Annotated in this window: 31 protein-coding genes, 6 tRNA genes and 1 pseudogene; 17 read left to right on the top strand and 21 right to left on the bottom strand. The window is 41.0% G+C overall.

Annotated elements, in window-relative coordinates; genetic code table 11:
- The 5 genes from ACERCG_RS10990 to ACERCG_RS10970 form a co-directional block, all read right to left on the bottom strand.
- Positions 1–438, bottom strand: a 438-nt coding sequence (locus ACERCG_RS10990) for a GTP-binding protein (RefSeq protein WP_373612108.1), incomplete at its 3' end; no start/stop codon positions are given.
- 114 nt (positions 439–552) lie between these two features.
- Positions 553–628, bottom strand: a tRNA-Thr gene (locus tag ACERCG_RS10985).
- Positions 629–631: 3 nt separating this feature from the next.
- A tRNA-Gly gene (locus ACERCG_RS10980) sits at positions 632–706 on the bottom strand.
- A 42-nt stretch (positions 707–748) separates the two neighbouring features.
- Positions 749–833: transfer RNA gene (locus tag ACERCG_RS10975), tRNA-Tyr, on the bottom strand.
- 36 nt (positions 834–869) lie between these two features.
- Positions 870–945 (bottom strand) — tRNA-Thr (locus tag ACERCG_RS10970).
- Between the two features lie 246 nt (positions 946–1,191).
- On the opposite strand from ACERCG_RS10970, the gene coaA reads away from it, so the two are divergent.
- The 14 genes from coaA to ACERCG_RS10900 all read left to right on the top strand — a co-directional run bounded on the left by coaA (position 1,192) and on the right by ACERCG_RS10900 (position 9,481).
- Complete coding sequence (gene coaA / locus ACERCG_RS10965) at positions 1,192–2,142, top strand: type I pantothenate kinase (RefSeq protein WP_373612107.1); 951 nt, start codon at positions 1,192–1,194, stop codon at positions 2,140–2,142.
- 137 nt (positions 2,143–2,279) lie between these two features.
- Complete coding sequence (locus tag ACERCG_RS10960) at positions 2,280–2,822, top strand: DsbE family thiol:disulfide interchange protein (protein WP_373612106.1); 543 nt, start codon at positions 2,280–2,282, stop codon at positions 2,820–2,822.
- 8 nt (positions 2,823–2,830) lie between these two features.
- Entirely contained in the window at positions 2,831–3,313 is a 483-nt protein-coding gene (locus ACERCG_RS10955) for a cytochrome c-type biogenesis protein (protein ID WP_373612112.1), read from the top strand.
- Entirely contained in the window at positions 3,310–4,227 is a 918-nt protein-coding gene (gene ccmI / locus ACERCG_RS10950) for a c-type cytochrome biogenesis protein CcmI (RefSeq protein WP_373612105.1), read from the top strand. The genes ACERCG_RS10955 and ccmI overlap by 4 nt, the downstream gene beginning before the upstream one ends.
- Complete coding sequence (gene mog, locus ACERCG_RS10945) at positions 4,224–4,829, top strand: molybdopterin adenylyltransferase (RefSeq protein WP_373612104.1); 606 nt, start codon at positions 4,224–4,226, stop codon at positions 4,827–4,829. The genes ccmI and mog overlap by 4 nt, the downstream gene beginning before the upstream one ends.
- Positions 4,830–4,837: 8 nt before the next feature.
- On the top strand, positions 4,838–5,176 hold the full coding sequence (gene glnB / locus ACERCG_RS10940) for a nitrogen regulatory protein P-II (RefSeq protein WP_025236863.1): 339 nt from the start codon (positions 4,838–4,840) through the stop codon (positions 5,174–5,176).
- A 103-nt stretch (positions 5,177–5,279) separates the two neighbouring features.
- Positions 5,280–5,768, top strand: a complete 489-nt coding sequence (lspA, locus tag ACERCG_RS10935) for a signal peptidase II (RefSeq protein WP_373612103.1) — start codon at positions 5,280–5,282, stop codon at positions 5,766–5,768.
- Complete coding sequence (gene ispH, locus ACERCG_RS10930) at positions 5,769–6,713, top strand: 4-hydroxy-3-methylbut-2-enyl diphosphate reductase (protein ID WP_373612101.1); 945 nt, start codon at positions 5,769–5,771, stop codon at positions 6,711–6,713.
- Positions 6,713–6,961 (top strand): succinate dehydrogenase assembly factor 2, encoded by a 249-nt coding sequence (locus tag ACERCG_RS10925; protein ID WP_373612100.1) that lies wholly within the window; start codon positions 6,713–6,715, stop codon positions 6,959–6,961. Before ispH ends, ACERCG_RS10925 begins: the two co-directional genes overlap by 1 nt.
- A 175-nt stretch (positions 6,962–7,136) precedes the next feature.
- A complete protein-coding gene (locus tag ACERCG_RS10920) occupies positions 7,137–7,469 on the top strand; it encodes a DUF413 domain-containing protein (RefSeq protein WP_373612098.1) in 333 nt (110 codons plus the stop codon).
- Positions 7,470–7,540: 71 nt separating this feature from the next.
- On the top strand, positions 7,541–8,632 hold the full coding sequence (gene trmA / locus ACERCG_RS10915) for a tRNA (uridine(54)-C5)-methyltransferase TrmA (protein ID WP_373612097.1): 1,092 nt from the start codon (positions 7,541–7,543) through the stop codon (positions 8,630–8,632).
- Between the two features lie 91 nt (positions 8,633–8,723).
- Positions 8,724–8,813, top strand: a tRNA-Ser gene (locus ACERCG_RS10910).
- 75 nt (positions 8,814–8,888) lie between these two features.
- A tRNA-Ser gene (locus ACERCG_RS10905) sits at positions 8,889–8,978 on the top strand.
- A 131-nt stretch (positions 8,979–9,109) separates the two neighbouring features.
- Complete coding sequence (locus ACERCG_RS10900; RefSeq protein ID WP_373612096.1) at positions 9,110–9,481, top strand: YbaN family protein; 372 nt, start codon at positions 9,110–9,112, stop codon at positions 9,479–9,481.
- Here the strand turns inward: ACERCG_RS10900 and xerC are convergent.
- The 10 genes from xerC to glyQ form a co-directional block, all read right to left on the bottom strand.
- Positions 9,478–10,389, bottom strand: coding sequence for a tyrosine recombinase XerC (xerC, locus tag ACERCG_RS10895; protein WP_373612094.1), 912 nt, complete (start codon positions 10,387–10,389; stop codon positions 9,478–9,480). The genes ACERCG_RS10900 and xerC overlap by 4 nt on opposite strands.
- Before the next feature lie 66 nt (positions 10,390–10,455).
- Positions 10,456–10,746, bottom strand: a complete 291-nt coding sequence (locus ACERCG_RS10890; protein WP_006249979.1) for a DUF5377 family protein — start codon at positions 10,744–10,746, stop codon at positions 10,456–10,458.
- A gap of 69 nt (positions 10,747–10,815) precedes the next feature.
- Complete coding sequence (locus tag ACERCG_RS10885) at positions 10,816–11,271, bottom strand: hypothetical protein (RefSeq protein WP_373612093.1); 456 nt, start codon at positions 11,269–11,271, stop codon at positions 10,816–10,818.
- A 36-nt stretch (positions 11,272–11,307) separates the two neighbouring features.
- Complete coding sequence (locus ACERCG_RS10880; protein WP_373612092.1) at positions 11,308–11,775, bottom strand: hypothetical protein; 468 nt, start codon at positions 11,773–11,775, stop codon at positions 11,308–11,310.
- Between the two features lie 72 nt (positions 11,776–11,847).
- Positions 11,848–13,914 carry a glycine--tRNA ligase subunit beta gene (gene glyS, locus ACERCG_RS10875; protein ID WP_373612090.1) on the bottom strand — a complete coding sequence of 689 codons (2,067 nt, stop codon included), beginning with the start codon at positions 13,912–13,914 and terminating at the stop codon, positions 11,848–11,850.
- A 21-nt stretch (positions 13,915–13,935) separates the two neighbouring features.
- Positions 13,936–14,310: a DUF2185 domain-containing protein gene (locus ACERCG_RS10870; RefSeq protein ID WP_373612089.1), complete on the bottom strand. Its 375-nt coding sequence runs from the start codon at positions 14,308–14,310 to the stop codon at positions 13,936–13,938.
- Between the two features lie 350 nt (positions 14,311–14,660).
- Positions 14,661–15,677, bottom strand: coding sequence for a YhcG family protein (locus tag ACERCG_RS10865; RefSeq protein WP_373612088.1), 1,017 nt, complete (start codon positions 15,675–15,677; stop codon positions 14,661–14,663).
- Positions 15,678–15,709: 32 nt separating this feature from the next.
- A complete protein-coding gene (locus ACERCG_RS10860) occupies positions 15,710–16,315 on the bottom strand; it encodes a PIN domain-containing protein (protein WP_373612087.1) in 606 nt (201 codons plus the stop codon).
- 45 nt (positions 16,316–16,360) lie between these two features.
- Positions 16,361–16,624: a hypothetical protein gene (locus ACERCG_RS10855; RefSeq protein WP_373612086.1), complete on the bottom strand. Its 264-nt coding sequence runs from the start codon at positions 16,622–16,624 to the stop codon at positions 16,361–16,363.
- Between the two features lie 54 nt (positions 16,625–16,678).
- Positions 16,679–17,584, bottom strand: a complete 906-nt coding sequence (gene glyQ / locus ACERCG_RS10850; protein ID WP_373612085.1) for a glycine--tRNA ligase subunit alpha — start codon at positions 17,582–17,584, stop codon at positions 16,679–16,681.
- A 190-nt stretch (positions 17,585–17,774) separates the two neighbouring features.
- Here glyQ and ACERCG_RS10845 point away from each other — a divergent pair, with 190 nt between their 5' ends.
- Positions 17,775–18,392 carry a pentahemic C cytochrome gene (locus ACERCG_RS10845; RefSeq protein ID WP_373612111.1) on the top strand — a complete coding sequence of 206 codons (618 nt, stop codon included), beginning with the start codon at positions 17,775–17,777 and terminating at the stop codon, positions 18,390–18,392.
- An 89-nt stretch (positions 18,393–18,481) separates the two neighbouring features.
- Here the strand turns inward: ACERCG_RS10845 and ACERCG_RS10840 are convergent, their stop codons facing one another.
- The 6 genes and pseudogenes from ACERCG_RS10840 to ACERCG_RS10815 form a co-directional block, all read right to left on the bottom strand.
- Positions 18,482–18,931: a pseudoazurin gene (locus tag ACERCG_RS10840; RefSeq protein ID WP_373612083.1), complete on the bottom strand. Its 450-nt coding sequence runs from the start codon at positions 18,929–18,931 to the stop codon at positions 18,482–18,484.
- A 132-nt stretch (positions 18,932–19,063) separates the two neighbouring features.
- Entirely contained in the window at positions 19,064–20,074 is a 1,011-nt protein-coding gene (gene mglC / locus ACERCG_RS10835; protein ID WP_373612082.1) for a galactose/methyl galactoside ABC transporter permease MglC, read from the bottom strand.
- Positions 20,075–20,088: 14 nt separating this feature from the next.
- Positions 20,089–21,588: a galactose/methyl galactoside ABC transporter ATP-binding protein MglA gene (mglA, locus tag ACERCG_RS10830; protein WP_373612081.1), complete on the bottom strand. Its 1,500-nt coding sequence runs from the start codon at positions 21,586–21,588 to the stop codon at positions 20,089–20,091.
- Positions 21,589–21,648: 60 nt separating this feature from the next.
- Positions 21,649–22,638, bottom strand: coding sequence for a galactose/glucose ABC transporter substrate-binding protein MglB (gene mglB / locus ACERCG_RS10825; RefSeq protein ID WP_373612080.1), 990 nt, complete (start codon positions 22,636–22,638; stop codon positions 21,649–21,651).
- Between the two features lie 274 nt (positions 22,639–22,912).
- Positions 22,913–23,905 (bottom strand): substrate-binding domain-containing protein, encoded by a 993-nt coding sequence (locus ACERCG_RS10820; protein WP_373612109.1) that lies wholly within the window; start codon positions 23,903–23,905, stop codon positions 22,913–22,915.
- 104 nt (positions 23,906–24,009) lie between these two features.
- Positions 24,010–24,395, bottom strand: a pseudogene (locus ACERCG_RS10815) (PACE efflux transporter).
- 137 nt (positions 24,396–24,532) lie between these two features.
- Here ACERCG_RS10815 and ACERCG_RS10810 point away from each other — a divergent pair.
- Together ACERCG_RS10810 and ACERCG_RS10805 are read left to right on the top strand one after the other, a co-directional pair.
- Positions 24,533–24,820 carry a DUF406 family protein gene (locus ACERCG_RS10810; RefSeq protein ID WP_006251467.1) on the top strand — a complete coding sequence of 96 codons (288 nt, stop codon included), beginning with the start codon at positions 24,533–24,535 and terminating at the stop codon, positions 24,818–24,820.
- A gap of 183 nt (positions 24,821–25,003) precedes the next feature.
- Positions 25,004–25,999: a TRAP transporter substrate-binding protein gene (locus ACERCG_RS10805; protein ID WP_373612079.1), complete on the top strand. Its 996-nt coding sequence runs from the start codon at positions 25,004–25,006 to the stop codon at positions 25,997–25,999.
- The last annotated feature ends 228 nt before the right edge of the window (positions 26,000–26,227 follow it).

Raw genomic sequence — 26,227 nt, 5'->3', positions numbered from 1 at the left:
TAACTCTTCGTCATCTACCATGTCGCATTTGTTTAAGAATACGATGATGTATGGAACACCTACTTGGCGACCTAATAAGATGTGCTCACGAGTTTGTGGCATTGGACCATCTGTTGCTGCTACTACTAAGATAGCACCGTCCATTTGTGCCGCACCGGTAATCATATTTTTAACATAGTCCGCGTGTCCTGGGCAGTCAACGTGTGCGTAGTGACGAGTTTCTGTATCGTACTCAACGTGTGAAGTGTTGATGGTGATACCACGCGCTTTCTCTTCCGGCGCATTGTCGATTTGGTCGAATGCACGAGCTGCACCACCAAAGTGTTTTGATAATACAGTTGTGATTGCTGCTGTTAAAGTTGTTTTACCATGGTCAACGTGGCCGATTGTACCCACGTTAACGTGCGGTTTTGTACGTTCAAATTTTTCTTTAGACATTTTCTAAAAGCCTCTTAAACAAAAACGGTTACAATGGAACAAAAGAACCCATTAACCATAATGTAGAAATTAATACTAATTGAAACTTATAGGAAAGAGTGAAGTTAGAAGAAGTGGTGCTGATAGGCGGATTTGAACCGCCGACCTCACCCTTACCAAGGGTGCGCTCTACCAACTGAGCTATATCAGCGTTTGGAGCGGGCAGCGGGAATCGAACCCGCATCATTAGCTTGGAAGGCTAAGGTAATAGCCATTATACGATGCCCGCTGTTCTAAATTCGTCTGTCCTGCACGATTCAAAAATCAGAAATGGTGGAGGGAGAAGGATTCGAACCTTCGAAGGCTGAGCCAACAGATTTACAGTCTGCCCCCTTTGGCCGCTCGGGAACCCCTCCACGATATTTGAATACTCATTTACATTTAAGCAATAATGGTGCCGACTACCGGAATCGAACTGGTGACCTACTGATTACAAGTCAGTTGCTCTACCTACTGAGCTAAGTCGGCGTTGCTGTGTCGTAAGCAAGTGATGTGCATTATAGGGAAATTTTGACGCTGTGCAAGTGTTTTTTAAAAAAATATTAAAAAAATCACTCTTTCGACTTTTAAATATACAAAATGACTATTTTTTGTAAAAGATATATGGTTCTACGCCAATAAATAGGGCAAAAATAGTTCATCTATTGTATAGTTACCACCTTATTTCAGGTATAAAATACATTTATCCTCACCAAAAAAATTGAGATTTTGGCTATGAGCCTTGAAAAAAACACAAAAATTACTCCTTTTCTCACTTTTGATCGTCAACAATGGGCAGATTTACGCAAATCTGTGCCATTAAAGCTAACCGAGCAAGATTTAAAACCCCTATTAGGCTTTAATGAAGATCTTTCTTTAGAAGAAGTTCGTACAATTTACCTCCCACTTGCTCGTTTAATTCAATACTATATAGAAGAGAATTTAAAACGTCAGACCGTTTTACACCGTTTTCTTGGCATTGAAACACCGAAAGTGCCTTATATTATTAGCATTGCTGGCAGTGTTTCGGTGGGTAAAAGCACTTCTGCTCGTATTTTGCAAGCTCTACTCTCACATTACCCGAAAGAGAGAAAAGTTGATTTAATTACCACCGATGGTTTTTTATATCCACTTGCAATATTAACTGAAAAGAACTTGCTGAAGAAAAAAGGCTTTCCTGAATCTTATGATATTCATAGCCTTATTCGGTTTGTGTCTGATATTAAATCAGGTGAGCGGAATGTGAAAGCTCCTATCTATTCCCATTTAACTTATGACATTATTCCCGATCAATTTAATGTGGTGGATCAACCTGATATTGTCATTTTAGAAGGCTTGAACGTGTTACAAAGTGGAATGAACTACCCTTCTAGCCCACATAATGTGTTCGTATCAGATTTTGTCGATTTTTCAATTTATGTTGACGCTGAAGAAGAACTTTTAAAGAAATGGTACATCAACCGTTTCTTAAAATTCCGCCGTAGTGCTTTTGCTGATCCAAACTCTTATTTCCATCACTATTCAAGATTATCGGAGCAAGAAGCGATTGAAACAGCCTCAACCATCTGGGAAGAGATTAATGGGTTAAATTTACGCCAAAATATTTTACCAAGCCGTGAGCGAGCCAATCTCATTTTGATAAAAGGGCAAGAACACGCCATTGAAACCGTAAAATTACGCAAATAATTTCACTTTTTTGACCGCTTGTAACGCCCAAAATCCGTTGAACACAACCCAACGGATTTTTTATTTAAATCAATGCTTATTCGGCTATTTTTTGGTAAGCTAGCAACTTTAAGAGTGATTGATATTAGGCATACACCATGAACAAAAAATTTCTACTTCCTTTAATTCTGTTTTTAGCGTTATCTGTGGCATTTTTGGTTCAACTTGCACGCAACTCGCAAGGCGATGATCCGAAAAAATTGGAATCTGCTCTCATCGGCAAAACTATCCCTAATTTCAGCTTAGAATCTCTGCTTGATGAGAAAGAACAAGTTAATCAAGATGTGGTAAAAACGGGCAAACCTCGTTTATTAAATGTGTGGGCAACTTGGTGTCCAACTTGTTATGCTGAACACGAATATCTGACCATTTTAGCGAAGCAAGGCGTGGAGATTGTGGGCATTGATTATAAGGACGAACGCCCGAAAGCCTTAAAATTCTTGGCTAACTATAGCAATCCATATAAAGCCATTATCTTTGACCCTAAAGGCTCGCTTGGTCTAGATTTAGGTGTTTATGGAGCTCCTGAAACCTTTATTATTGATGGTAATGGAGTCATCAAATACCGCCACGCAGGTGATGTAAACGACCAAGTATGGAATAACGTTCTGAAACCGATTTATGACAAATTAAAAGAGTGATGAAAACAATGAAAAAGTTTAGCTTATTCTTTATTTTTGCAAGTTCTGTGGCAATGTCTGCCCCTGTTGAGCTTCACGAATTTGATAGCCCAAAACAAGAGGCTGATTATCGAGCCTTAATCCAAGAACTACGTTGCCCGCAATGTCAAAATAACAATATTGCAGACTCCAACGCCACCATTGCAACTGATATGCGGGCAAAAACTTTTGAATTACTGAAAGAAGGAAAAAGCAAAGATGAAGTGGTTGATTATATGATTGAACGCTATGGTAATTTCGTTACCTACGATCCGCCACTTACGCCTGCGACTATTATGCTTTGGGTTCTGCCGTTAATTTTAATTGCATTGGGGCTTGGCATTGTGTTACGCCGCAAAAAAGCGAAACCGCAAGCGGTCAATTCTTCACAAAATTTTGCAAAACCAGCTCAACAATTAAATCAAGATGAGCAAGAGCGTCTTAACCAAATTTTAAATAAGGACAGCAAATGAGTTTCTGGATAGCCATTATTTTTATTACGTTAATTGTTTGTGCCATTGCGTTTTATCCTTTATTGAAACGAAATAAACAAATTGATGCCAGTAAACGAGATAGCTTAAATAAAGCTTTCTATTTTGATCGTTTAAAAGAAGTTGAAAGCGAAGCCAATAAAGGGATCATTGACGATCCTGAACAAACAAAGTTAGAGCTGCAACAAAATTTATTAGACGACATTCCTGAAAATGCCGAGAACGTGCAAGGCGAAAAATTAAAGCTCGGCAAGGCGTGGTTTGTTTCACTGATTTTATTTGTAGGCGGTATTAGTTTTGCGGTTTACAGCAATGTAGGCTCTTGGTTCTCTACTTCAATGTTAGACACTACTCATCAGAAGTTAGACGGTTTTTATGAGCGTTTAAAGACGCAAACAACAAATCCGCTTTCAACCGAAGAGATGAACCAATTTGCAATGGCATTACGCGTGGATTTACAAAAAAATCCAAACGATGACCAAAAATGGTATATGCTCGGACAAATCGGTATGGCGTTAGATGACGGTCAATTAGCTCACGATGCCTTTAGCAAAGCTGCGGAATTAAAACCTGATAACATCGAATATAAACTCAGCCACGCTCAACTCCTGCTTTTCTCTAATGCGGAAGAAGATAAAAATCAGGGAGAGGCTCTATTAAAAGAGATTATCCGCAAAGACCATACAAACTTTAATGCCCTGAGTTTGCTTGCCTTCCACTCGTTTGAAAAAGAAGATTTCAAAATGGCAGCGATGACGTGGGGAATGATGTTAAAACTGTTGCCAGATGACGACCCTCGTAAAGTAACGGTTGAACGTAGCTTCAATATGGCATTATCAAATTTAAGTGAAAAAGATAAACAAGAACTACAATTGCAAAAAAGTGAGAAAAAATGACCGCTTGTAAATCGCCCAGTAAAGAAAAATTGAAAATCGGCTTGATATCTGTATCCGACCGAGCCTCGCAAGGAGTTTATCAAGATCAAGGTATCCCTGAATTGGAAGCGTGGCTAAAATCTGCCTTATGCGATGATTTTGAGCTAGAAAGCCGCCTAATTGCAGATGAGCAACCGCTCATTGAGCAAACCTTGATTGATTTGGTGGATAATCACGCTTGCCATTTGGTTTTAACCACAGGCGGCACAGGCCCGGCAAAACGTGATGTTACCCCTGATGCTACGCTTGCGGTTGCTCACCGAGAAATGCCGGGCTTTGGCGAACAGATGCGACAAGTGAGCCTTCACTTCGTGCCAACTGCCATTCTCTCTCGCCAAGCTGGGGTTATCCGCAATGAGAGCTTAATTCTCAACTTACCCGGACAACCAAAAGCGATTAAAGAAACCCTTGAAGGGGTAAAAGATGAAAATGGCAAAGTGTTAGTAAAAGGCATTTTTAGTGCCGTGCCTTATTGCTTACAACTTTTAAGTGAAATTTATGTCGAAACCAATCCACAAGTGTGCGAGAGTTTTCGTCCCAAATCAGCTCGCAGAGAAAAATAGGAATAGCAATGAAAAAAATTGAAGCGATCATCAAACCATTCAAACTAGATGACGTGCGTGAAGCCTTAACAGACGTGGGCATTAGCGGTATGAGCATTACTGAAATCAAAGGGTTTGGCAGACAAAAAGGGCATACTGAGCTTTATCGAGGTGCGGAATATGCCATTGATTTTCTGCCAAAAGTGAAAGTGGAAATTGTGATCCCTGACGAGCTCGAAGAACAGTGCATTGAGGCGATTATGGAAACCGCCCAAACTGGCAAAATTGGCGATGGCAAAATTTTTGTCTATGATGTCGGCAGAGTTATCCGTATTCGTACAGGCGAAGAAAACGAAGAAGCGATCTAATTTGCAAAAAATCTTGTAAAATGAACCGCTTGTCTGGGCGTATAATATACATCTGAATAATCAAATGGGCGTACAATGTACGCCCCTAAATTTGGAAAATGAAATGAAAACAGGATTAACATTCCTTTGGATTAGTGTCGTTACCATTATTATTGACCTCTGGTCAAAATATATCGTGGTACAAAATTTTGACTTTGGCGAAAGTATTAATATTCTGCCGATTTTTAACTTAACTTACGCACGCAATTACGGTGCAGCGTTTAGTTTTCTTGCCGATCATTCTGGTTGGCAAAAATATTTCTTCTTAGGGCTAGCAGTAGTAATTTCCCTCGCCTTAATTGTGGCATTATGGAAAAATCAAGCGGTCAAAAAATTAGAAAATTCTGCATACGCTCTCATTATTGGCGGAGCGATTGGTAATGCGATTGACCGTGCATATCACGGCTATGTTGTCGATTTTCTCCATTTTTATTGGGATATTTACCATTATCCTGTCTTTAACGTGGCGGATATTGCCATCTGTGTGGGTGCAGGCTTACTGATTTTAGAAGCCTTTATAACGAAAAAAGAAAAACCAAGTAAGAGTGATTAAATGAAAGTTTTATTAGCAAACCCTCGTGGGTTCTGTGCTGGCGTAGATAGAGCCATTTCGATTGTGGAACTCGCATTAGAAATTCACGGTGCACCGATTTATGTTCGCCACGAAGTCGTTCACAACAAATTTGTAGTTGATGGTTTAAAAGCGAAAGGAGCAATCTTCGTGGAAGAATTAGACGAAGTGCCTGATGATGCGATTGTGATTTTCTCCGCTCACGGCGTGTCGCAAGCAGTTCGCCAAGAAGCGAAAAGTCGTGGTTTAAAAGTGTTTGATGCTACTTGTCCGCTCGTAACCAAAGTGCATATGCAGGTTGCTCGTGCCAGCAAAAAAGGCACAAAAGCCATTTTAATCGGACACGAAGGACACCCTGAAGTCATCGGCACAATGGGGCAATATAGCAACGAAGAAGGCGGTATTTATTTGGTGGAATCGGTAGAAGATATTACCAATCTGCCTGTATCTAACAGTGATGAACTCACTTTTATGACGCAAACCACGCTATCCATTGATGATACTATCGGCGTGATTGATGCGTTGAAAGAGAAATACCCTGCAATTCAAGGGCCTCGTAAAAACGATATTTGCTACGCTACTACCAACCGCCAACACGCTGTGCGTGAATTAGCGGAACAATCGCAGTTAGTGCTTGTGGTCGGCTCTAAAAACTCCTCTAACTCAAACCGTTTAGCTGAACTGGCTTCTCGAATGGGGGTGATGTCAAAACTGATTGATGGCCCGCAAGATATTGATCCAGCTTGGCTAGAAGGCGTTCAAACTATCGGTATTACCGCAGGTGCGTCTGCCCCTGAAGTATTAGTACAATCGGTTATTTCACACTTAAAAACATTGGGTGTTACGGAAGTGGAAACCCTTGAAGGCAATGAAGAAGATGTGGTGTTTGAAGTACCAAAAGAACTCCGCATTAAAGAGGTAAAATAATGGCAGAAATTAACCGCTTTAAACTTGAATGGGAATGCCGTCGAGGTATGCGTGAGTTAGACAAAATGATTATGCCATTTTACAAAAATCATTTTGATGAACTTACCGAAAACCAACAACAAGCCTTTGTAGAAATGCTAGGCTACACCGACCCTGAACTCTTCCGCTGGGTAATGTTACAAGTGCCAGCCCCAACGCCCGAGATCGCAGCGTTAATTGAGTTAATGCGAGATAAGATTGAGCGTTAATTCCCTACCGCTTGTAAAATACAAGTGGTTCTTTTTTATAAACATTATGTAAACCCAATTTGCAAAAAATTCGCTAAATTTCACCGCTTGTTGGCATTAAACCTTGATTTATTCGCTATTTTTGTTTAATGTATGCCGATTTTCTTTTCCCTAATTTCACACAATGAGGCATATTATGGCAGATAGTTTTAGCGTTACACGCCGTTTTTTCGATGATAAAAATTACCCTCGTGGCTTTTCTCGCCACGGTGATTACACCATTCGTGAATCACAAACTTTAGAGCAGTTCGGTCAAGCGTGCTTGGCTTTAGAAACGGGCGAACGTAAACCTAAAACCGCAGAAGAAAAACGCTTGGTTGCTGTAATGAAAGGCGAAGAAACCGCACAAAGCGATATCGAAAAAGCGTGGTTAAAATACCGTACGCTTACCAGCAAAACTAAACGCATTTATACCCTTTCAGGTAATGCGGGCAGCGATTCCGGCGATGATTTCAGTGCGGCTGAATAAGTTTAAATTTATGCGATAAAACCACGAAGCGATTCGTGGTTTGTTTTTTCATTTTCTGTTTGTGGTAAAAAATGACACTCCCGATTGAACAATATTCCGATCTTCTTGCAAAAAAAACCGAAAATTTGACCGCTTTACTCAAGCCTTTTAATACTCCTGAGCTAGAAGTGTTTGCCTCTAAGCCAAGCCATTTCCGTATGCGTGCGGAATTTCGGGTTTGGCACGAAGACGGCTCGCTTTACCACATTATGTTCAACCCAGAAACCAAAGAACGTTATCGTGTCGATAGTTTCCCGATTGCAAGTGAACTGATTAACCGAATGATGCAAGCGTTGCTGGTAGACATTCAAGGCAATGGAATCCTAACTCGTAAGCTGTTCCAAGTGGATTATTTAAGTACGTTAAGCGGTGAAATTGCGGTATCAATGCTTTATCACAAAACACTTGATGATAAATGGATTGAACAAGCTCAAGCTCTAAAAAATCGTTTAACACAACAAGGCTTTAATGTGCAGATTATCGGGCGAGCGAATAAGCAAAAAATCGCCTTAGACTGTGATTATGTGGAAGAAGTATTGCCGATTGATGGTAAAAAATATGTTTATCGCCAAGTGGAAAACAGCTTTACTCAGCCAAATGCGGAAATGAACATTAAAATGTTGGAATGGGCGAGAAACTGCACTAAAAATAGCAAAGGCGATTTACTTGAGCTTTACTGCGGCAACGGTAATTTCTCTATTGCCTTAGCAGAGAATTTCCGCAAGGTGCTGGCAACAGAAATTTCAAAATCTTCCGTACAATCAGCACAATATAATATTGAGAAAAACGGAGTGGATAATTTACAGATTATCCGAATGTCCGCCGAAGAATTTACCCAAGCGATGAATGGCGTGCGTGAATTTTATCGCTTAAAAGGGATTGACTTAAAAGCCTATGATTGCAACACTATTTTTGTCGATCCACCACGAGCAGGGTTAGATCAAGCCACGCTAGATATGGTGCAGGCTTATGAGCGAATTCTCTATATTTCTTGTAATCCGGAAACACTTGCCGAGAACTTACAGCAATTAAGCCAAACCCATCGAATTGAAAGAGCGGCTCTTTTTGACCAATTTCCTTACACCCACCATATTGAAAGCGGCGTTTGGTTAATTAGAAAATAAATTGTGCTGAAAAAAAGAACGAATAGGCGGATTTTAAGATTTATTACTTGACGATAATTGGATAAATCTCTATTATTGCAACGTTTTCAACGGAGGAATGGCAGAGCGGTTGAATGCACCGGTCTTGAAAACCGGCGAGGGTTAACGCCCTCCGTGAGTTCGAATCTCACTTCCTCCGCCATCAAATTTAAGTCTGTTGATGTTTATCAGCAGATTTTCTCATTTAAGAAAACATAATCTAAATCAAATTCAACCTGGAGGAATGGCAGAGCGGTTGAATGCACCGGTCTTGAAAACCGGCGAGGGTTAACGCCCTCCGTGAGTTCGAATCTCACTTCCTCCGCCATATTTAACCTGCTGAGCAATCAGTAGGTTTTTTTATTTCTATTTGCCGCTTGCTATCGCAGAAATAGTTTGAAATCCCCTCCTGCTTCCTTTAGTATAATTGCGATTTATTCTCAAAAACTAAATTTTACGATGAAATTACTTTATATTATCTGCGGCTTTATTTGCATTGGTTTAGGCATTATCGGAGCGGTGTTGCCCGGCTTGCCGACTACGCCATTTTTACTGCTAGCCTTATTCTGTTTTACCAAAGGCTCAGAAAAAATGCGTTTGTGGTTTATTCAAACCAAGCTGTATAAAAAATATTTGCAGGAATATGATGAGAAACGGGCAATGACGATGAAGCAAAAAATCACGATTTTAGCTATTGCCTTTCCGTTTACGCTGCTTGCCCTTTTAACTCTACCACATATTGGCGGGAAAATTGCTGTAGCCGTTTTAGTCGTTATTCAATATTGGTATTTCTTCTTTAAAATCAAAACCCTTGAGCCAAAACAGGCTTAATCTTCATTTTTCCGCCTTGCTCTTGGGTGGGTGGAATCATAAATTTTTGCAAGATGTTGGAAATCTAAGTGCGTATAAATTTGAGTGGTGGACAGGCTACTATGCCCTAACAATTCCTGAACCGCCCGTAAATCGCCACTTGCTTCCAGCATATGAGTTGCAAAAGAGTGGCGTAATTTATGTGGGTGCAGATGGTTTTCCAGCCCTTGTCGCTCACCCCATTTCTTCATTGCCAACTGAATGGAACGATGAGATAACCGCCCGCCCCGCTTATTCAGAAACACCGCATTATCCTGCGGATTAAATTGCAAACGCATTTCCAACCAGCGATTTAATGCTTTCAACGCTTGCGAGCCAATCGGCACAATCCGCTCTTTACTGCCCTTACCTTGCACTCGCACTTCTTGAGCTGACAAATCCATATCGCCCAAATTCAGTCCATGCAGTTCCGATAAACGCAAGCCAGAGCTATACATCAGCTCCATCATTGCAATATCTCGAATATCGCTTGGATCATCGCTTTCAATCGCCAGCAACTGCCCTACCTGCTCCGCATCAATATTCTTCGGTAAATGTTTACCCACTTTTGGTGATTTTACCCCTAAAGTCGGGTTTGCGGTCATTCTCCCCACTTTAATCAAATAGACAAACCATTGACGCAATGCCACCAGCCGCAAGCCGATACTTTTCGCACTCAGCCCTTGCTTATGGCTTTGGCTTAACATCCAACGCACAGAGCTACTTTCTACCTCCTCCCAATGCTCAATGCCTGCTTGCGAAAAAAGCTCGCTCACCGCCATTAATTGACGTTGATAATTGCTCAAGGTGTGTGGGCTAACTTGCTTTTCAATGCGTAAGAAATCCCAATAGGGCTGGGTTTGTTGGAAAAGGGGGTTAGAGATGATCATAAACGTAGTAACAAGCGGTTAATTTTTAGGAAAATTTTGTAAGGGCAAAAAATTTGTCCTTCAAATTTAAGCTAACCCAAGCTGCCCAATACGCACGCCAACATTACCAAGTGCGACAGGGCTTAAATATTCGCCGAGAAATTCAAACAACTCATTCACATCAGTAAAACTGCGGTGGGTTTTCACTTCTTGCTCAACTTTACGCGTAAATTCATAATGCACATTTTCGCCGTTAATAAAGGCTTCAAGCGTTAAATATACGGTTTCAAAATAGTGGCTTGGCGAGCCTTCAAAGCCCGGATCGCTCACTCGAACATTCCAATGATTGCTAAATAAAACTTCGGTTTTTACTGACATTGTGTTTTCCTCTTTTATAAACGCCACTATTTTAATCAAGATAGTCTAAATTTTCTAGCTTCCCAACTATTAAGGCAAATATTTATTCGATACTTCAAATAACCAATCCGCTAAATCATCAGGAATCGGTGTAATCTCTTCGGGCGAAAGCAAGCCAATCACAGAATTTACCTCACTCTCACACTCTTGAAATTCCATCACTTTCCCACTTTCCGCATTTCTGACAAGCAGCTCAACATGGGTAAAGCCTGTAGTGGATTGTGTTTCTTCAAACAGATGCCAATTTCCGTTATGCGGCACCATTAACTGCTGACCGTTGGCATAAGAGTGCAGATAAGTAGCTGATAAATCTTGTTGATACTCCACTTCGCCCTGGCGCATAAAGTTCAAGGTTGAACCGGACAGCACTAAATTCAACTGCTGATTTTTATTGGTTTTGCACTCAAACAGCGTGATGAGCGTTTCATTAGCGGAAGCAACCGCACTTAGTCCCATCAAACAAAGGGAAAGAAAATAGCCTTTCATTGTAAATTTTCCTCGAAAAAAGACCGCTTGTAAGTATTAGTTATTAGGATAACCCTTTTTAAAATCATCTAACACCACTTTGGCATTGGCTTTATCTTGCTGAAAAATGGCTTCTGCTTCCGCCGCCGTTTTGCCAATTTTCTTCAGCCAAGCCTCCGCTTTATCGAACAATTTATGTTCTTGATACACTTTCCAGAGCAAAATTTGTTCAGATTGATTATATTGGATTGGATCAGCATCATTATATTGAGCCATTTCCATCAGCAAATTCATCATTTTCGGGTTTGATGCTGCTAATGAGAGATCTTGGCTTAACACATAGAAAAAATAAATGAGTGAACCTGCGTGCCCTCTTTCAGCAAGCGGAAACCAAATTTCTGCAGCTTGTTTCAGATCATTTTGCTGTAAGGCTTTTGCCCCACGAGCAAAGCCCTCTTCGATGGGGTCGAAAGCGATAGCTGGATTAGCCAAAAATAAGATTAACGAGAGGAAACATTTTTTCATTCCAATTCCTTTGTAAATTTTCTTCGGAAAAAGACCGCTTGCAAGCGGTCTTCTTTCATTAAAATTTTGCAATTACTGCAAAAGCGAGATATCTGCTACTTGCAGGAATAAGCCTTGTAGCGTGCTTAAAATCGCTAAACGGTTTTGACGCAGTTTTTGGTCTTCGGCATTCACCATCACGCCATCAAAGAACGCATCAACCGGCTGGCGGAGGTTCGCTAATTTGTCGAGAACCGCCGTGTAGTCGCCCTGTGCGATTAACGGCTGAACGTCGGCTTTCAGTGCGATAACTGCTTCGGCTAACGCTTTTTCCGCAGGCTCTACGCAAGCGGTTAAATCGATCTCGCCGATGGCAATATCCGCTTTCACCAGAATGTTGCTTACACGTTTGTTCGCTGCCGCTAAGGCTTCAGCACTCTCAAGCGTGCGGAAGTGCGACACCGCACGCACACGGGCATCGAAATCTGCAGGCTTGGTAGGACGGCGAGCCAATACCGATTGAATCACATCCACCGCAATGCCTTCGCTTTCATACCACGCACGGAAGCGGCCGAGCATAAAGTCCACCACGTCTTCAACCACATTTTTATTAGTAAGTTTATCGCCAAACAAAGCCGCTGATTTTTCTACTAAATCAGTTAAATCCAGCGGTAAGTTTTTCTCCACAATAATTCGCAGAGAACCTAACGCCGCACGGCGAAGGGCGAACGGGTCGGCACTGCCTTTTGGAGCTTGACCGATACCGAAAATCCCTGTCAGCGTGTCGAATTTATCCGCCAATGCCACAGAGCAAGCCACTAAGCTGTTCGGCAAGTTATCGCCGGCAAAACGAGGCATATACTGCTCGTTCAGTGCCACTGCTACTTCTTCATCTTCGCCATCCGCTCGTGCATAGTGCATTCCCATTACGCCTTGCGTGTCAGTAAATTCAAACACCATATTGGTCATCAAGTCGCATTTAGAAAGCAAGCCCGCCCGTTTCGCTTTGGTTTGATCTGCCCCGATTTGAGCGGCAATTTCGCCTGCTAACGCTTCAATACGAGCAGTTTTATCACGCAATGTACCAAGCTGTTGTTGGAACAACACAGTTTCAAGGCGTGGCAATTGGTCTTCCAGTTTCTGTTTTAAGTCGGTTTTGAAGAAGAACTCCGCATCGGTCAAACGTGGGCGAACCACTTTTTCGTTACCCTCGATGATTTTGCTTGGATCTTCTGGATTGATGTTCGACACAAAAATAAAGTGCGGTAACAATTTGCCGTCTTTTGAATAAATCGGGAAGTATTTTTGGTCGCCTTTCATTGTATAAACCAAGGCTTCTGCCGGCACGGCAAGGAAACGCTCTTCAAATTTGGCAGTGAGTACATTCGGGTATTCCACCAGCGAGGTCACTTCGTCCAGCAAATCCTCTTCAATATCGGCAACGCCGCCCAAAGCGGTCGCTTTTTCCTGTGATTTTGCAAGAATTAAGGCTTTACGCTCATTGAAATCTGCCACAACCGATCCCCGATCTTTCAACAGTTGTGGATATTGATCGGCGTTCTCAATTTGGAACTCGCGTTCACCTAAGAAACGGTGACCACGAATGGTACGACCGCTTTTCACGCCTAAGATCTCGCCTTCGATCAGCTCAGCCCCGAATAAAAGCGTAACGGTATGCACTGGGCGAACAAACTGCTCGCTCTTATCGCCCCAACGCATCGTTTTTGGAATTGGTAAGTTCGCTAGCGATTTCGCAATAATATCCACCAGCAAGTTTTTGGTCGGCTGACCTTCAATCACCGCACGATGCACCAGCCATTCACCTTTGTCGGTGGCAATACGCTCGGCTTGCTCTACGGTAATCCCGCAACCCTTTGCCCAGCCTTCCGCCGCCTTAGTCGGCTTGCCTTCGGCATCAAACGCTGCCGACACCGCCGGCCCTCGTTTCTCAACCTCTTTACTCGACTGGCTTTCCGCAAGGCTCAACACCTTCACCGCCAAACGGCGAGGGGCAGCAAACCATTCCACTTTCTCAAACGAAAGACCTGCTTGGTTTAATTCGTTTTCTACATTCTCCGCAAATGCGGTCGCTAATTTTTTGAGTGCCTTCGGTGGCAGCTCTTCTGTGCCGATCTCGGCAAGGAAGTTTTGTGTTGTCATTTTATTCTCTTTTATTTCAATTTATTCATTAGGAATAGACCAATCAGAAACTAATTCAAATTGATCACTATTGGGTGTTTTTTCAAATACAGATCCTATTGGGCTATATAACATATCTCCATCAATTTCAGGTTGGAAATTAGCTAAACGAGTAAGGCTGTAAATAGAAAAGTTTTCGGGATTATTTGTATATTCATCATCTTCATATCCTGAAAATAATCTCCAACCGCTATCAGGATAATCAGAACTTGGCTCTTCTCTGTATAAAAATCTAATTGGTAATTTTTCTTCAGAAATTTTATGGGATACTACCGCTAACCCATATGGAACATCTTTAACTAATAAGTCATCTTCTGCTATATTAAAAGCATCTTTATTAAGTAAAATTTCAGTCATAAATTATTTCCTTCCTTTATGCCAAATGTAAATGTTTCGAGATCTTATTGTATACATCAAGGGCATTACAACCTCTCACTTCGTTTTCACTTCTGCCAAATCTCCCCTAACCCCTCTTTGCTAAAGAGGGGAACTAGATCACAGTAAATTTTTAGATCATCTATCTTCATTATCTTTCTTCAACAAATCCGAAAATAGTCAGATGAATTAAAATTACTCACTGAATGATCACCCCCTCTTTATCCAAAGAGGGGGTGGGGGGAGATTTGAAAATCTCTACTCACCCACCGACTGAATATGCAACCAAATCGTTTCAATCACACTTTCATTTTGCAACATTCCCGCTAAATTCAACCGCTTGTTAGCTCAAACCTTGCTTTGACTTTTTCTACCTGTGCTTTTAGCTCCAACTCGGTTGGCAAATACGGCAGATATTTAGCGGCGAAAATCTGCTTACGGTCGGCAAGCACCGAGTATTTTGCCACGGCTTCGCTCGGTTCGCTACATAGCACTAAGCCGATAGTCGGGTTGTCGTCTTCGCCTTTAAACTGCTCGTCATACAGGCGGACATAGGTGTCCATTTGCCCGATGTCTTGGTGTTTTAACTTGCCGATTTTGAGATCGACTAACAAAAAGCACTTCAATTTAAAGTTGTAGAATACCAAATCAATGTAGAAATCTTCGTCATCAAAACGTAACCGTTTTTGGCGTTCCACAAAGGCAAAACCTTTGCCGAGTTCCAGCAAGAAATCTTGCAAATTGCTGATAATGGCTTGCTCCACCGTGCTTTCTTGGTAGCTTTTATCCTGCAAGTTGAGAAAATCCAAAATATAGGGGTCACGCAGATAATCTTGAATCGTCTCTTTCAGTGGTGCGGTTTTTTGCTCCGCTTCTTGTGTCACCAATGCCTTGCTTTGGCTTGCCAATAAACGTTCGTAATAGAGAACGGAAATTTGGCGGTCTAAAGCACGGGCCGACCAGTTATTTTCAATGCTCTCTTTCAAATACCATTCCCGAGCTTGTGGGTTTTCAATGCGAATTAAGCTGCGATAGTGTGTCCAACTTAATTCGGTACGCAGTGCGTTCCGAATTGGAAATGCGAGATAAAATTGCCGCATATTGCGTAAATTACGCTCATCAAAGCCCTTGCCAAACATTTCGGTTAAACGTTCGGAAACGGTTTTCAGCGTGTATTTGCCATATTCCGCTTTGTGGTTTCCTTGCTGTTCGTCTTCCACCAACAACCGCCCGATCTCCCAATAGCTTAACACCATTGCCGAGTTCACCGTTTGGCGAACGTGACTTCGTGCTTGCTCAATAATCTGAGCAATGTGTTGAATTAAATTGAGATTGGTTAGCTCGTTCATTTTGCAAAATCCCCACCAAATCCAAGCGCTTGTTAGCCTTTTGGATAACTCACTTTGTTATCAACAAGCTTAATCCATTTGTCGGAGAGCAGTTTATCGACGACCTTATCCACGAATTTTTCAGCTTCTTTTTTATTTATCTTTACCAGACCGGTATGGCTACGAATATTATTTTTTAATGCCTTTAATTTGACCGGTAAATGTTTGGTTGCGGTCTGCTTCATATATTGCACATATTTTTGAAAAACAACTTCTTCCGTATTATTTGTTTGTGCAATCGGTTGTTTTTCTAATTGAACGCCTTTTCGCTGACAAACCCGTCCTTGCTTTTTATGTTGAATAAAATCACAAATACCGTCATAGCCTTGATCATTCGAGAGAATATAAAACTCGACGTTTTTATCCGCTTGTTCGTCTAATTTCCCTAAATAATAGGCAATATGGAAATCCACATTATTTTTAGCAATGGATTTAATTTTAATCAGTGTAATATTGATTTCATCGCTAAATTTTTCCGTTAGCCGAATTTCCGTTTGATTATTTGATGCTCCTACAAAGAGAAACAGGCGATCATACTCTTGTAACGCTAAGCCATCTAATGAATTAAGATTTTCATAGTCGATAAAGGCGTATTTCATCTTTTTCTCCTTGTTTGCAAAATTTCCGCCAAATCCAACCGCTTGTTAGCCGAAAATTCCCTCTAATTCAGCCAAATCCAGCACAACTTTTTCGCCGTCGATCAGCAATGCCGGAATGCCGATATAGCCGTTGGCTTTGGCGTTATCGAAGGCGGAATGCGTGTCTCGCAGTTTCAAAAATGGTTTAAGTGTTGAGCCGCCTTTGGTGATGTCGCACGGTTCATATTCAATGCCTAGGCGGTCTAGTTCTGCCACAAATGGGGCGGTATCTGGACACCAATGGGCGAAGTATAAAATCGGTTTTCTCATTATTGCCTCATTCAAATTCCCCCTCTTTGAAAAAGAGGGGGGTAGGGGGAGATTTTACTTACACCCCGGGAACCCCAATGCCTCACGGCTTGCATAGTACGCTTCGGCAACGCCTTTGGTTAAGGCACGAATGCGTAAAATGTAGCGTTGGCGTTCAGTTACCGAGATCGCTTTACGAGCATCTAATAAGTTAAAGCTGTGTGCCGCTTTTAAAATGCGTTCGTAAGCCGGCAGTGGTAACGGTCTTTCTAGGCCTAACAGGTATTGGGCTTCTTTTTCGTACTGCTCGAAGCATTGGAACAGGAAGTCCACATCGGCGTATTCAAAGTTGTAGGTGGATTGCTCCACTTCGTTTTGGTGGAACACGTCGCCGTAGGTGGTTTTGCCGAGTTCGCCATCAGACCAAACAAGGTCATACACGCTGTCCACGCCTTGAATGTACATCGCCAAACGCTCTAAGCCGTAGGTAATTTCGCCCGTTACCGGTTTACATTCCAAGCCACCAACTTGCTGGAAGTAGGTAAATTGGGTCACTTCCATTCCGTTCAGCCACACTTCCCAGCCCAAGCCCCACGCCCCGAGGGTTGGGTTTTCCCAGTTGTCTTCCACAAAACGAATGTCGTTTTGGGTTGGGTCGAAACCGAGCATTTTCAGGCTGTCGAGGTAGAGTTCTTGAATGTTGTCTGGCGAAGGTTTAATCACCACTTGGAATTGGTAGTAGTGCTGTAAACGGTTCGGGTTTTCGCCGTAGCGGCCGTCTGTCGGGCGGCGTGATGGTTGCACATAGGCAAACGCCATCGGCTCAGGGCCTAACGCACGCAAGCAGGTCATCGGGTGTGATGTGCCTGCACCCACTTCTAAATCGAACGGTTGTACGATGGTGCAACCTTTGCTTGCCCAGTAATCTTGCAGGGCTAAAATCATTCCTTGAAAGGTTTTTACGTTAAATTTTTCGCTCATTACTATTTACTCTTTAATTTGAAAAAATGGTAGAAAAATACTGGCTATTATAGCCTGTAGGCGGTCATTTTTTGGGATTTTTTTGCAAAAATTTTATAAAGGCGATTTTATGATGTAAATCAACACTTTTTTGCTCAATTTGTGTAACATATAACCTAGTTTTCTTGTCTGATTAAGTGTGGGGTTTATGATGAAATTATTATCGAAAATCGCTCTCTGTCTATTGGGATTGCTCACGCCAATACTCTCTTTTTCTAATCCAACAAATTACACCACTGAAATTATTCCTCTATTTGCCGATGAAAATTTAACGCAGAAAATCGGTCAGCTAGAAGCGGGGGCTGAAATTAAATTAGTGCAAACAACGGCAAAAGCCTCTGAAATTGAGTTGAATTTATGGCAAAAAACCAAAGGCTTTGGGCGAATTTGGTATCACGATTTTGCCAAAAATATTACCGATGCTATCTTTGAAAAAGACTTCATTAGCAATAATCCGCCATTAGAAATCTTGGCGGATAAAGAAGATCCGAACACAGGTTTAATTTGGCAAAAGGTAAAAATGAATGTGTGGGTAGAAAATTCAGAATTTACCCAAGATCTCACCAACTTTTGGGCGAACACCGAAAATACCTATAAAACCGAATGCAGCGTGTGCCATAAACAACGTGATCCTAAAATGCACGATGCAAACGAATGGATTGCAGTATTTAACGGAATGGTTGGCTTTACCGATATGGACGAAGCTACTCAGAGAAAGGTACTTCGCTACTTGCAGATGAATGCAGCTGATAGCAATTCACACAAATAGCAAGCGGTCTTATTTGGTAAATTTTTTTGCAAAAAATGACCGCTTGATGTGATAAAAATATCCTTTCGGATCAACCTTGAGGGGATTTTTTATTTCACTTGATCGAAATATTCAAATAAACGCCCTTTATTTTCTTTTGTGCGTTTTTCAATTTTGTCCACTTCTTTTTGTGCCGCTTCAAGGTTTACAGACTTACCTACTTGGATAATACCTGTCATATTCATTGTTCGATGTGGTGGACAGTAGTAAACATAAACACCCTCGTGGGTGAGCGTAAGGGTAAATTTTTCATCTTCTTTAGAGAGGAATTTTTCTGCGCCTTCCGGTATCGCACGGCTTTCCACCCAATGCCCTTTGTCGGTTGGTATAAAGGTTATTGTATCACCCACCTCAGCTTTCAAATACCCCGGCTCAAACACCATACTACCTTCCGCGTTGTTATCAAGCATTTTAATTTCGTGATGAGCAGCAAATGTTGAAGTCGAAAATACCGCAAGCGATAAAACCGCCAACCGCCCTAACTTAGTTTGCTTAACCATATCTTTCTCCTATGTTTCAAACAAGCCTGTCTAGCACTTTAATCCAGCCTAATAGGATTTGCAAATTTTTGCGAAAAAGTAACTGCTTGCAGAAAAATAAGGGGCAAATAATGATTTGCCCCTGTCGCTTAATTATTTTTTCTTCGCATATTTGAGCGAGTCAATCGCTACCGCTAAGATGATGATGCTACCTTTGATGATGTATTGCCAGTATGGGTTTACACCAATGTAGGTTAAACCGTAGTTGATAACCGTGAAGATGAGTACCCCTGTTACAACGCCGATGATTGTACCTACACCGCCTGCAAATGATACACCACCTACTACGCACGCTGCGATTGCGTCCATTTCATACATAAAGCCTAAGTTGTTGGTTGCACTACCGATACGTCCTGCTTCTAGCATACCGCCGAATGCGTAGAAGATACCGGAAATCATATAAATACCCATTAAGTTAAGCGGTACGTTTACGCCTGAAACTCGAGCGGCTTCTGGGTTACCACCAATCGCAAATACGTTTTTACCGAAGCGAGTTTTGTTCCATAACGTCCACATAATAATAGTGGCGATCACGGCATAAATAGTGATATAGGAGAGCCTAAAATCGCCAAAGCGGAAGAAACCTTGTGCAAAACTTGAGAAGTCATCACTAAAGCCTGCGATTGGCGATGAACCTACTGCATCGTAGTAAAGTGAGTTGATACCGTACACAATAATCATCGTACCCATTGTGGCAATAAATGGCGTTACATTGAGATATGCCACCACAAAGCCGTTGAATAAGCCAATAAGTCCACCAATGGCACAAACAATTAAAACCACAACTGGAATTGGAATTTCTGATAGGTTCGGGAACACTTTATTCATATTTTCCATTGATTGTAGCAAAGTCGCAGAAATTACCGCCGCTAAGCCCACTTGGCGACCGGCAGATAAGTCTGTACCCTGTGTTACAATCAAGCCTGCAACCCCTAATGCAATAATAAGACGCACAGAAGATTGCGATAAAATGTTACTGAAGTTACGCAAGCTCAAGAAACTTGGGTCTTGCACAATAATCACAATAAGTAAGATCAATAATACGAAGTAAATCGCATTTTGTTTAAAAAAATCGAGTGTTCTATTTTGTTGTAAAGCAGACATACTTCACTCCTTGTCTATAAATATTTTGCTGCGAGGTGCAAGATTTCCTCTTGCGAGGTGTTGGCAGTTTCAACAATGCCCGCCACTTTACCGTTACTCATCACTAAAATTCGGTCTGTTACCCCGAGTAATTCAGGCATTTCTGACGAGATCATAATAATCCCTTTATCTTTATTCGCTAACTCTAAAATGAGCTGATAAATCTCAAATTTTGCCCCGATGTCGATACCACGAGTCGGCTCATCAAGCATCAGAATTTCAGGTTGAGTTAAGAGCCAACGACCGATAATCACTTTTTGCTGATTACCGCCAGAGAGTGAGCCAATATGCGTTTGATGCGATGGGGTTTTTACATTCATCGAATCAATTACCCATTGGGTATCGCTTTTCATTTTTTTATTGCTCAGCAAACCGAATTTCCCTAGATAAGACTTCATATTTGAAATCAGTGAGTTAAACTCAATGCTTAGGTTTGAGTAAATCCCTGTTGAGCGGCGTTCTTCTGTGACTAATGCAAAACCGTTGTTGATTGCATCAAAAGCGTTGCGGTTATTGATTTCTTTACCGTTTAAGGTAATTTTGCCGCTTGCTTTATCTCGCACGCCGAAAATGGTTTCAACAATATCAGTACGTTTTGCCCCAACTAAGCCTGCAATACCTAAAATTTCCCCTCTGCGTAAGCTAAAACTCACATCTTGAATAGAAGGTTGATTTTTTGCCGTTACATTCTCAACTTCAAGAATCACTTCTTTTGGTAGATTGGTTTTTTGCGGGAAACGTTGGGTTAGCTCACGTCCTACCATCATTGAAACCACTTGATCCATTGAGGTGTCTTTAATTGCAACGGTGTTTACCCATTTACCATCTCGCAAAATAGTAATTTCATCACAAATTTTGAAAATTTCGTCCATTTTGTGCGAAATGTAGATGATGCCACAGCCTCTGTCTTTCAGTTTTTGGATAATTTTAAATAAGTGCTCTACTTCTTTTTCTGAAAGCGACGAGGTTGGCTCGTCCATAATCACAATTTTGGCATCATAAGAGAATGCTTTGGCAATCTCGATCATCTGCATTTGTGAAACAGATAATTTCGCCACTTTATCACGCGGATCAACATCAATATCTAATTCATCAAAAATCGCTTTAGTATCACGATACATTTTGTCGTGATCCACAAATGGCCCCTTTAACGGATAACGCCCTAACCATAAGTTATCCATTACGGTTACTTGTCTTACGAGGTTCAACTCTTGATGAACCATTGAAATCCCGTTTTCTAATGCCTCTTTTGTGGTTTTAAAATCAACCGGCTTACCGAGAAAAAGAATCTCACCCTCATCTTTGGCATAAATCCCAAAGAGACATTTTAGCAAGGTTGATTTCCCTGCCCCATTTTCACCCATTAAGGCGTGAACACTATGGGATTTTACCGTTAAGTTAGCACGGTCTAATGCTTTCACACCCGGAAACGACTTGCTAACGTTCGTCATTGTGAGTAGTACTTCGCCTGTCATATCTCACCCTGTTATATCGAAAAAAGGCACGAGTACCTTACCCGTGCCATAAAGTACATATTATTTTAAAAATTCGGATAAGTTGTCTTTATCAACACCAACGTAAGGAATACGCACTACGCGATTTTCCAATTTCCATTGTGTGCCTTCAACTGCATCTTTACCGTCTGCTAAGTTTGCCGCTAATTGAACAACTGCTTTACCTTGATTCACGCCATCGTTTAATACCGTACCGGCTAATTCGCCTTTTTGGATTAATTGTAATGCTTCAGGTAACGCATCAACACCGAAGATTGGTAATTTTCTACCGTGAGCTTTGGTTGCTTCTAATGCACCTAACGCCATACCATCGTTGTTAGAGATGATTACTTCGATGTCTTTCGCTTTACCACTTGATAACCACGCATCTACTTTATCTTTCGCTTGAGCTGCGTCCCATAAAGCGGCATCCATAAAGATTTGTTCGCTTTCAATACCTTGTGCTTTTAAGCTCTCAACTACATATTTGGTACGAGCTTCCGCATCCGGGTGTCCCGGTTCGCCTTTTAATAACGCAAATTGGATTTTACCGTCTTTGTTTAAGTCTAATTCAGGGTGAGCTTTCCACTGTTTCGCAATTAACTCACCTTGAATAAGGCCTGACTCTTTCGGCTCGGTACCTACATAATAGGCTTTCGGATAGCTATCAATCGCAGCTGCACCCGGGTCTTTATTGAAGAACACCACAGGCACATCTTCACTTTTCGCTTTTTGAATGATTGTTTTATAAGCTGATGGATCCACCAAGTTAATTGCTAATGCTTTAACCCCTTTAGAAAGTAATACATCAACTTGGTCGTTTTGAATGGATTGGGTATTTTGCGAGTCATTCATTAATAACTCGACTTTTTGTGTTTTACCCTCTTTTTCGATTTCTTTACGCATTAAAGCCATAAAGTTATCGTCATATTTATAAATTGTTACACCAATACGGTTTTCAGCTTGAGCTGTACTGATCGTTGCACCTAATGCGACTGCCATTGCCACTGCACTTAATACTGCTTTCTTCATAGGAGATCACCTCTTTTATGTGTTTATCGGGAAATGAATTGCTTACCATAAGCAACTTGGTGCACAGCATAACTAATTTTGAAAAAACAATCCGTGATCATTCTCACAGAATTAAGACAAAGTGGAGAAATTTTTAATTTGAAGTATAAAATTTGAATATTCACTCTATTCAAATCTGTTGGAAGAAAAAAGAAAGGATTTGCAAGATTTTACTGAAAAATGACCGCTTGTTATCATCAATAAGGGGCGTATTTATAACGCCCCGATCCTCCATTTAAGGTAAAAATTGCCCTAAATTTTCGTTATCAATACCAATATGCGGAAGATAAATCGTTTTAGAGGAATGGTTTTCCCACTGCGTATCTTTCAGCGCAGGCTTACCTTGTGCCAAATTAGATACCAATTTCACCACCGCTTTCGCTTGTGCTGAGCTATCATTTAGTACCGTGCCGGCTATTTCCCCTTTTTTCATTAATGCTAATGTCTCAGGTAAGGCATCAATACCGAAGATCGGCAATTTTTTCTCGTGTGCATTTAACGCATCTAAAGCACCAATTGCCATTTCATCATTGTTTGAAATCACGACTTCAATCTCAGCTGCACGGTTTGCCACCAACCACTCATTCATTTTATTGCGAGCAATAGTAGTACGCCACATTGCTGTGTCGCTAAAAATTTCCTCAGTTGTAATACCTTGACGATTAAGCTCCTCAACAACCGCTTGAGAACGCAACGCACTCACATCACTCAATTCACCTTTTAGTAATACAAACTGCAATTTTCCGTCTTTATTTAAATCAAAATGAGGATTGGCTCTCCACGCTTTTGCAATCAACTTGCCTTGAATTTTACCCGCCTCTTTTGGGTTACTACTCACAAAATAGGCTTTGTCATAACTCTCTAATGCTTGGTTGTCAGGCGAGCGGTTAAAAAACACCACAGGCACATTAGACAATTTGGCTTTCTCTACAATTGTTTTCGATTCATTCGCGTGAACAATATTGACTGCCAATACATTAACTTGATGCTTAAGCAACGTTTCAATCTGCTTTAACTGTTTTACCTGCGAATTTTGAGCATCGTTCATAAACCATTTGAGGTGGCTGAAATTCGCCATTTCCTTGTTCATTTCTTTACGCATCAACATCATAAAGCTGTCATCATACTTATAAATCGTAACGCCAATTCTAGGTTCAGATTGAGCATAGCTCGCATTCGCCCCAAGCATTAGCGTATAGACAAAAGCATTTAATAGGCTACGTTTCATCGTTTTCATAGAATGTCCCTCTTCCTATGTTGAAATACGTTAGCGAAAGCATAGCGAATTTAGCAAAGCGAAACCGTGATCGGCTTCACAGATTAGAAAGATTTTCATTGGTTCGATGTAATAAATTTCAGGCGTAAATGGTCATAAATCCAATTAAAAATAATGGAATAAACCAGCACAAATAATGTCATACCAATATCCATTACAAAGGCTTCTCACCAGCCAATATTAAGCATATACATTACCAATGGAATGGTAAAAACCAACAGCCCGCCTTCAAATAAGACCGAATGCCCAATCTTCTTGCAATTCGCTCGCCCTTGACTACTTTATCAAACAGCCAGTTATAGACAAAATTCCACACCATTGCGACAACAGAGATCATAATAATCACACTCGCTAACGAGCTTGTGCTATGTTCCGTGAGCAGTGATGTTAAAATCACGGTAAACACAATGGCAAAAAACTCAAATAAAACTGCATGTAGCACACGCTCCCAAGCGTGTCATTTTTCCTCCAAAATTTGCAAAAGGCTATCTAAATCAAATTATCGTGAAATCACGATTGCACCCACGCTTATTTAGTTTTAAAGTAGTGATATTATTTATCAATTATGAGGATTAGCCAATGAAAAACGATAAACCCATTGAATGCGAAGGCTGCAATACCTTTGATGTCGGCTCAATTTTAGATAATAGTGAAACTGTTGCAAACATTACTCGCACTTACGAAACCGAAGCCGAAGCTCAAGCAGCATTAGAAATATTTACTCAAAAAGCACGTGATGTTGAATCCGAGCCGTGCGAAATTGAGAGCGAAATCCGCCCTGTGGACGGCGGCGTTGAACTCAATGCTAATTTTAAGTTTAGCTGCCAAGCTGAAGTAGTTATCTTCCAATTAGGTACAAGAAATTAATAGAAAGGCTGGTTTAACCAGCCTTTCTTCTCTTTAAAAGCACTCCATTTCACTCCAAAGTAACAATAATGTAAAAAAATTGAGATATATGTCATATTTTTAAAAATTTGTTGTTTACTTTTAGTAAAAATCAGGCAAATTATGAACAACTTTGCAACCACTAACTATTTGGAGTGAATTATTATGTTAAAACTATTCAAAAAATTGACTGCGGCATTAGCTGTAACTGCTGCATTCTCGGTATCTGCTTTTGCTAATGACCCAATCGTCATCAAATTCTCACACGTTGTAGCAAACGAGACCCCGAAAGGTCAGGGTGCGTTAATGTTCCAAAAATTAGTGGACGAACGCTTAAACGGCAAAGTGAAAGTGGAAGTTTATCCAAACTCTTCACTTTATGCAGACGGTAAAGAGATGGAAGCATTATTGTTAAATAACGTACAAATGCTTGCTCCATCACTGGCTAAATTTGATAAATACACACCAAAAATTCAAATTTTCGATCTACCGTTCTTGTTTGACGATATCAAAGCGGTTGAACATTTTGAGCAATCTGAAGCAGGTCAGTCATTGTTAAAATCAATGGAAGACAAAGGTATTACAGGTTTATCTTACTGGAACAATGATTTAAAACAACTTTCTGCGAACAAAGAGTTACGTGAGCCGAAAGATGCTCGTGGTTTAAAATTCCGTGTACAGGCTTCAGAAGTGTTAGATGCACAGTTCAAAGCATTAAAAGCTGTACCGCGTAAAATGGCATTCGGTGAGATGTATCAAGGCTTACAAACCGGTGTGGTAAACGGTGCGGAAAACCCGTATTCAAACATTTACTCACAAAAAATTCACGAAGTCCAAAAATTCATTACTGAATCTAATCACGGTTTATTATCTTATATGGTTATCGTGAACACCGATTTCTGGAACAAAATTCCTGAAGATGTGCGTACAGAACTAACCAAAATCTTAGATGAGGTGTCTATGGAAGTGAACAAACAATCTCACGATCTCAACCAAAGCGATAAGCAAAAAATCGTCGATTCAGGTGCTTCGCAAATCATCACTTTAACTGATGAGCAACGCGAAAAATGGCGTGAAGCAATGCGCCCTGTATGGAAGCAGTTTGAAGATGCTATCGGTGCAGATTTAATCAAAGCGGCCGAAGCGGCAAATAAACAGTAGTCTCTTTATCTATTGTTCTTTTGAGCGAATGCGGTGGCTTTTTAGGCTCGCCGCATTCTTATTTTTATTGATAATGTGAAATGATGTGTAGCAACTGTATCTCCTCAACATTTTTGGCAAGATACAAATTCGTTAATTAAACCGCGTGAGCATTCCACTGTGAGCCATCACGGACGATGGCATTAATCACGGTTAAAAGCTTACGCATACAGGCGTTTACCGCCACTT

The organism is Mannheimia sp. E30BD (assembly GCF_041807785.1).
Classification (GTDB): domain Bacteria; phylum Pseudomonadota; class Gammaproteobacteria; order Enterobacterales; family Pasteurellaceae; genus Mannheimia.
Note: the sequence above shows the minus strand (reverse complement) of the source record. Positions and strands in the feature narration are given on the sequence as shown.

Bases quoted from the DNA above. Each gene is read 5' to 3' on its own strand.
- ACERCG_RS10900 (WP_373612096.1), top strand. From the start codon at position 9,110: ATGAAATTACTTTATATTATCTGCGGCTTTATTTGCATTGGTTTAGGC.
- ACERCG_RS10880 (WP_373612092.1), bottom strand. From the start codon at position 11,775: ATGAAAAAATGTTTCCTCTCGTTAATCTTATTTTTGGCTAATCCAGCT.
- ACERCG_RS10885 (WP_373612093.1), bottom strand. From the start codon at position 11,271: ATGAAAGGCTATTTTCTTTCCCTTTGTTTGATGGGACTAAGTGCGGTT.
- ACERCG_RS10960 (WP_373612106.1), top strand. From the start codon at position 2,280: ATGAACAAAAAATTTCTACTTCCTTTAATTCTGTTTTTAGCGTTATCT.
- ACERCG_RS10840 (WP_373612083.1), bottom strand. From the start codon at position 18,931: ATGGTTAAGCAAACTAAGTTAGGGCGGTTGGCGGTTTTATCGCTTGCG.
- ACERCG_RS10925 (WP_373612100.1), top strand. From the start codon at position 6,713: ATGGCAGAAATTAACCGCTTTAAACTTGAATGGGAATGCCGTCGAGGT.
- glyQ (WP_373612085.1), bottom strand. From the start codon at position 17,584: ATGAGCGAAAAATTTAACGTAAAAACCTTTCAAGGAATGATTTTAGCC.
- coaA (WP_373612107.1), top strand. From the start codon at position 1,192: ATGAGCCTTGAAAAAAACACAAAAATTACTCCTTTTCTCACTTTTGAT.
- ACERCG_RS10860 (WP_373612087.1), bottom strand. From the start codon at position 16,315: ATGAAATACGCCTTTATCGACTATGAAAATCTTAATTCATTAGATGGC.
- ACERCG_RS10810 (WP_006251467.1), top strand. From the start codon at position 24,533: ATGAAAAACGATAAACCCATTGAATGCGAAGGCTGCAATACCTTTGAT.
- glnB (WP_025236863.1), top strand. From the start codon at position 4,838: ATGAAAAAAATTGAAGCGATCATCAAACCATTCAAACTAGATGACGTG.
- ACERCG_RS10855 (WP_373612086.1), bottom strand. From the start codon at position 16,624: ATGAGAAAACCGATTTTATACTTCGCCCATTGGTGTCCAGATACCGCC.
- ACERCG_RS10920 (WP_373612098.1), top strand. From the start codon at position 7,137: ATGGCAGATAGTTTTAGCGTTACACGCCGTTTTTTCGATGATAAAAAT.
- ACERCG_RS10890 (WP_006249979.1), bottom strand. From the start codon at position 10,746: ATGTCAGTAAAAACCGAAGTTTTATTTAGCAATCATTGGAATGTTCGA.
- ccmI (WP_373612105.1), top strand. From the start codon at position 3,310: ATGAGTTTCTGGATAGCCATTATTTTTATTACGTTAATTGTTTGTGCC.
- xerC (WP_373612094.1), bottom strand. From the start codon at position 10,389: ATGATCATCTCTAACCCCCTTTTCCAACAAACCCAGCCCTATTGGGAT.
- trmA (WP_373612097.1), top strand. From the start codon at position 7,541: ATGACACTCCCGATTGAACAATATTCCGATCTTCTTGCAAAAAAAACC.
- mglA (WP_373612081.1), bottom strand. From the start codon at position 21,588: ATGACAGGCGAAGTACTACTCACAATGACGAACGTTAGCAAGTCGTTT.
- mglC (WP_373612082.1), bottom strand. From the start codon at position 20,074: ATGTCTGCTTTACAACAAAATAGAACACTCGATTTTTTTAAACAAAAT.
- mog (WP_373612104.1), top strand. From the start codon at position 4,224: ATGACCGCTTGTAAATCGCCCAGTAAAGAAAAATTGAAAATCGGCTTG.
- ACERCG_RS10955 (WP_373612112.1), top strand. From the start codon at position 2,831: ATGAAAAAGTTTAGCTTATTCTTTATTTTTGCAAGTTCTGTGGCAATG.
- ispH (WP_373612101.1), top strand. From the start codon at position 5,769: ATGAAAGTTTTATTAGCAAACCCTCGTGGGTTCTGTGCTGGCGTAGAT.
- ACERCG_RS10845 (WP_373612111.1), top strand. From the start codon at position 17,775: ATGAAATTATTATCGAAAATCGCTCTCTGTCTATTGGGATTGCTCACG.
- mglB (WP_373612080.1), bottom strand. From the start codon at position 22,638: ATGAAGAAAGCAGTATTAAGTGCAGTGGCAATGGCAGTCGCATTAGGT.
- ACERCG_RS10865 (WP_373612088.1), bottom strand. From the start codon at position 15,677: ATGAACGAGCTAACCAATCTCAATTTAATTCAACACATTGCTCAGATT.
- ACERCG_RS10805 (WP_373612079.1), top strand. From the start codon at position 25,004: ATGTTAAAACTATTCAAAAAATTGACTGCGGCATTAGCTGTAACTGCT.
- lspA (WP_373612103.1), top strand. From the start codon at position 5,280: ATGAAAACAGGATTAACATTCCTTTGGATTAGTGTCGTTACCATTATT.
- glyS (WP_373612090.1), bottom strand. From the start codon at position 13,914: ATGACAACACAAAACTTCCTTGCCGAGATCGGCACAGAAGAGCTGCCA.
- ACERCG_RS10820 (WP_373612109.1), bottom strand. From the start codon at position 23,905: ATGAAACGTAGCCTATTAAATGCTTTTGTCTATACGCTAATGCTTGGG.
- ACERCG_RS10870 (WP_373612089.1), bottom strand. From the start codon at position 14,310: ATGACTGAAATTTTACTTAATAAAGATGCTTTTAATATAGCAGAAGAT.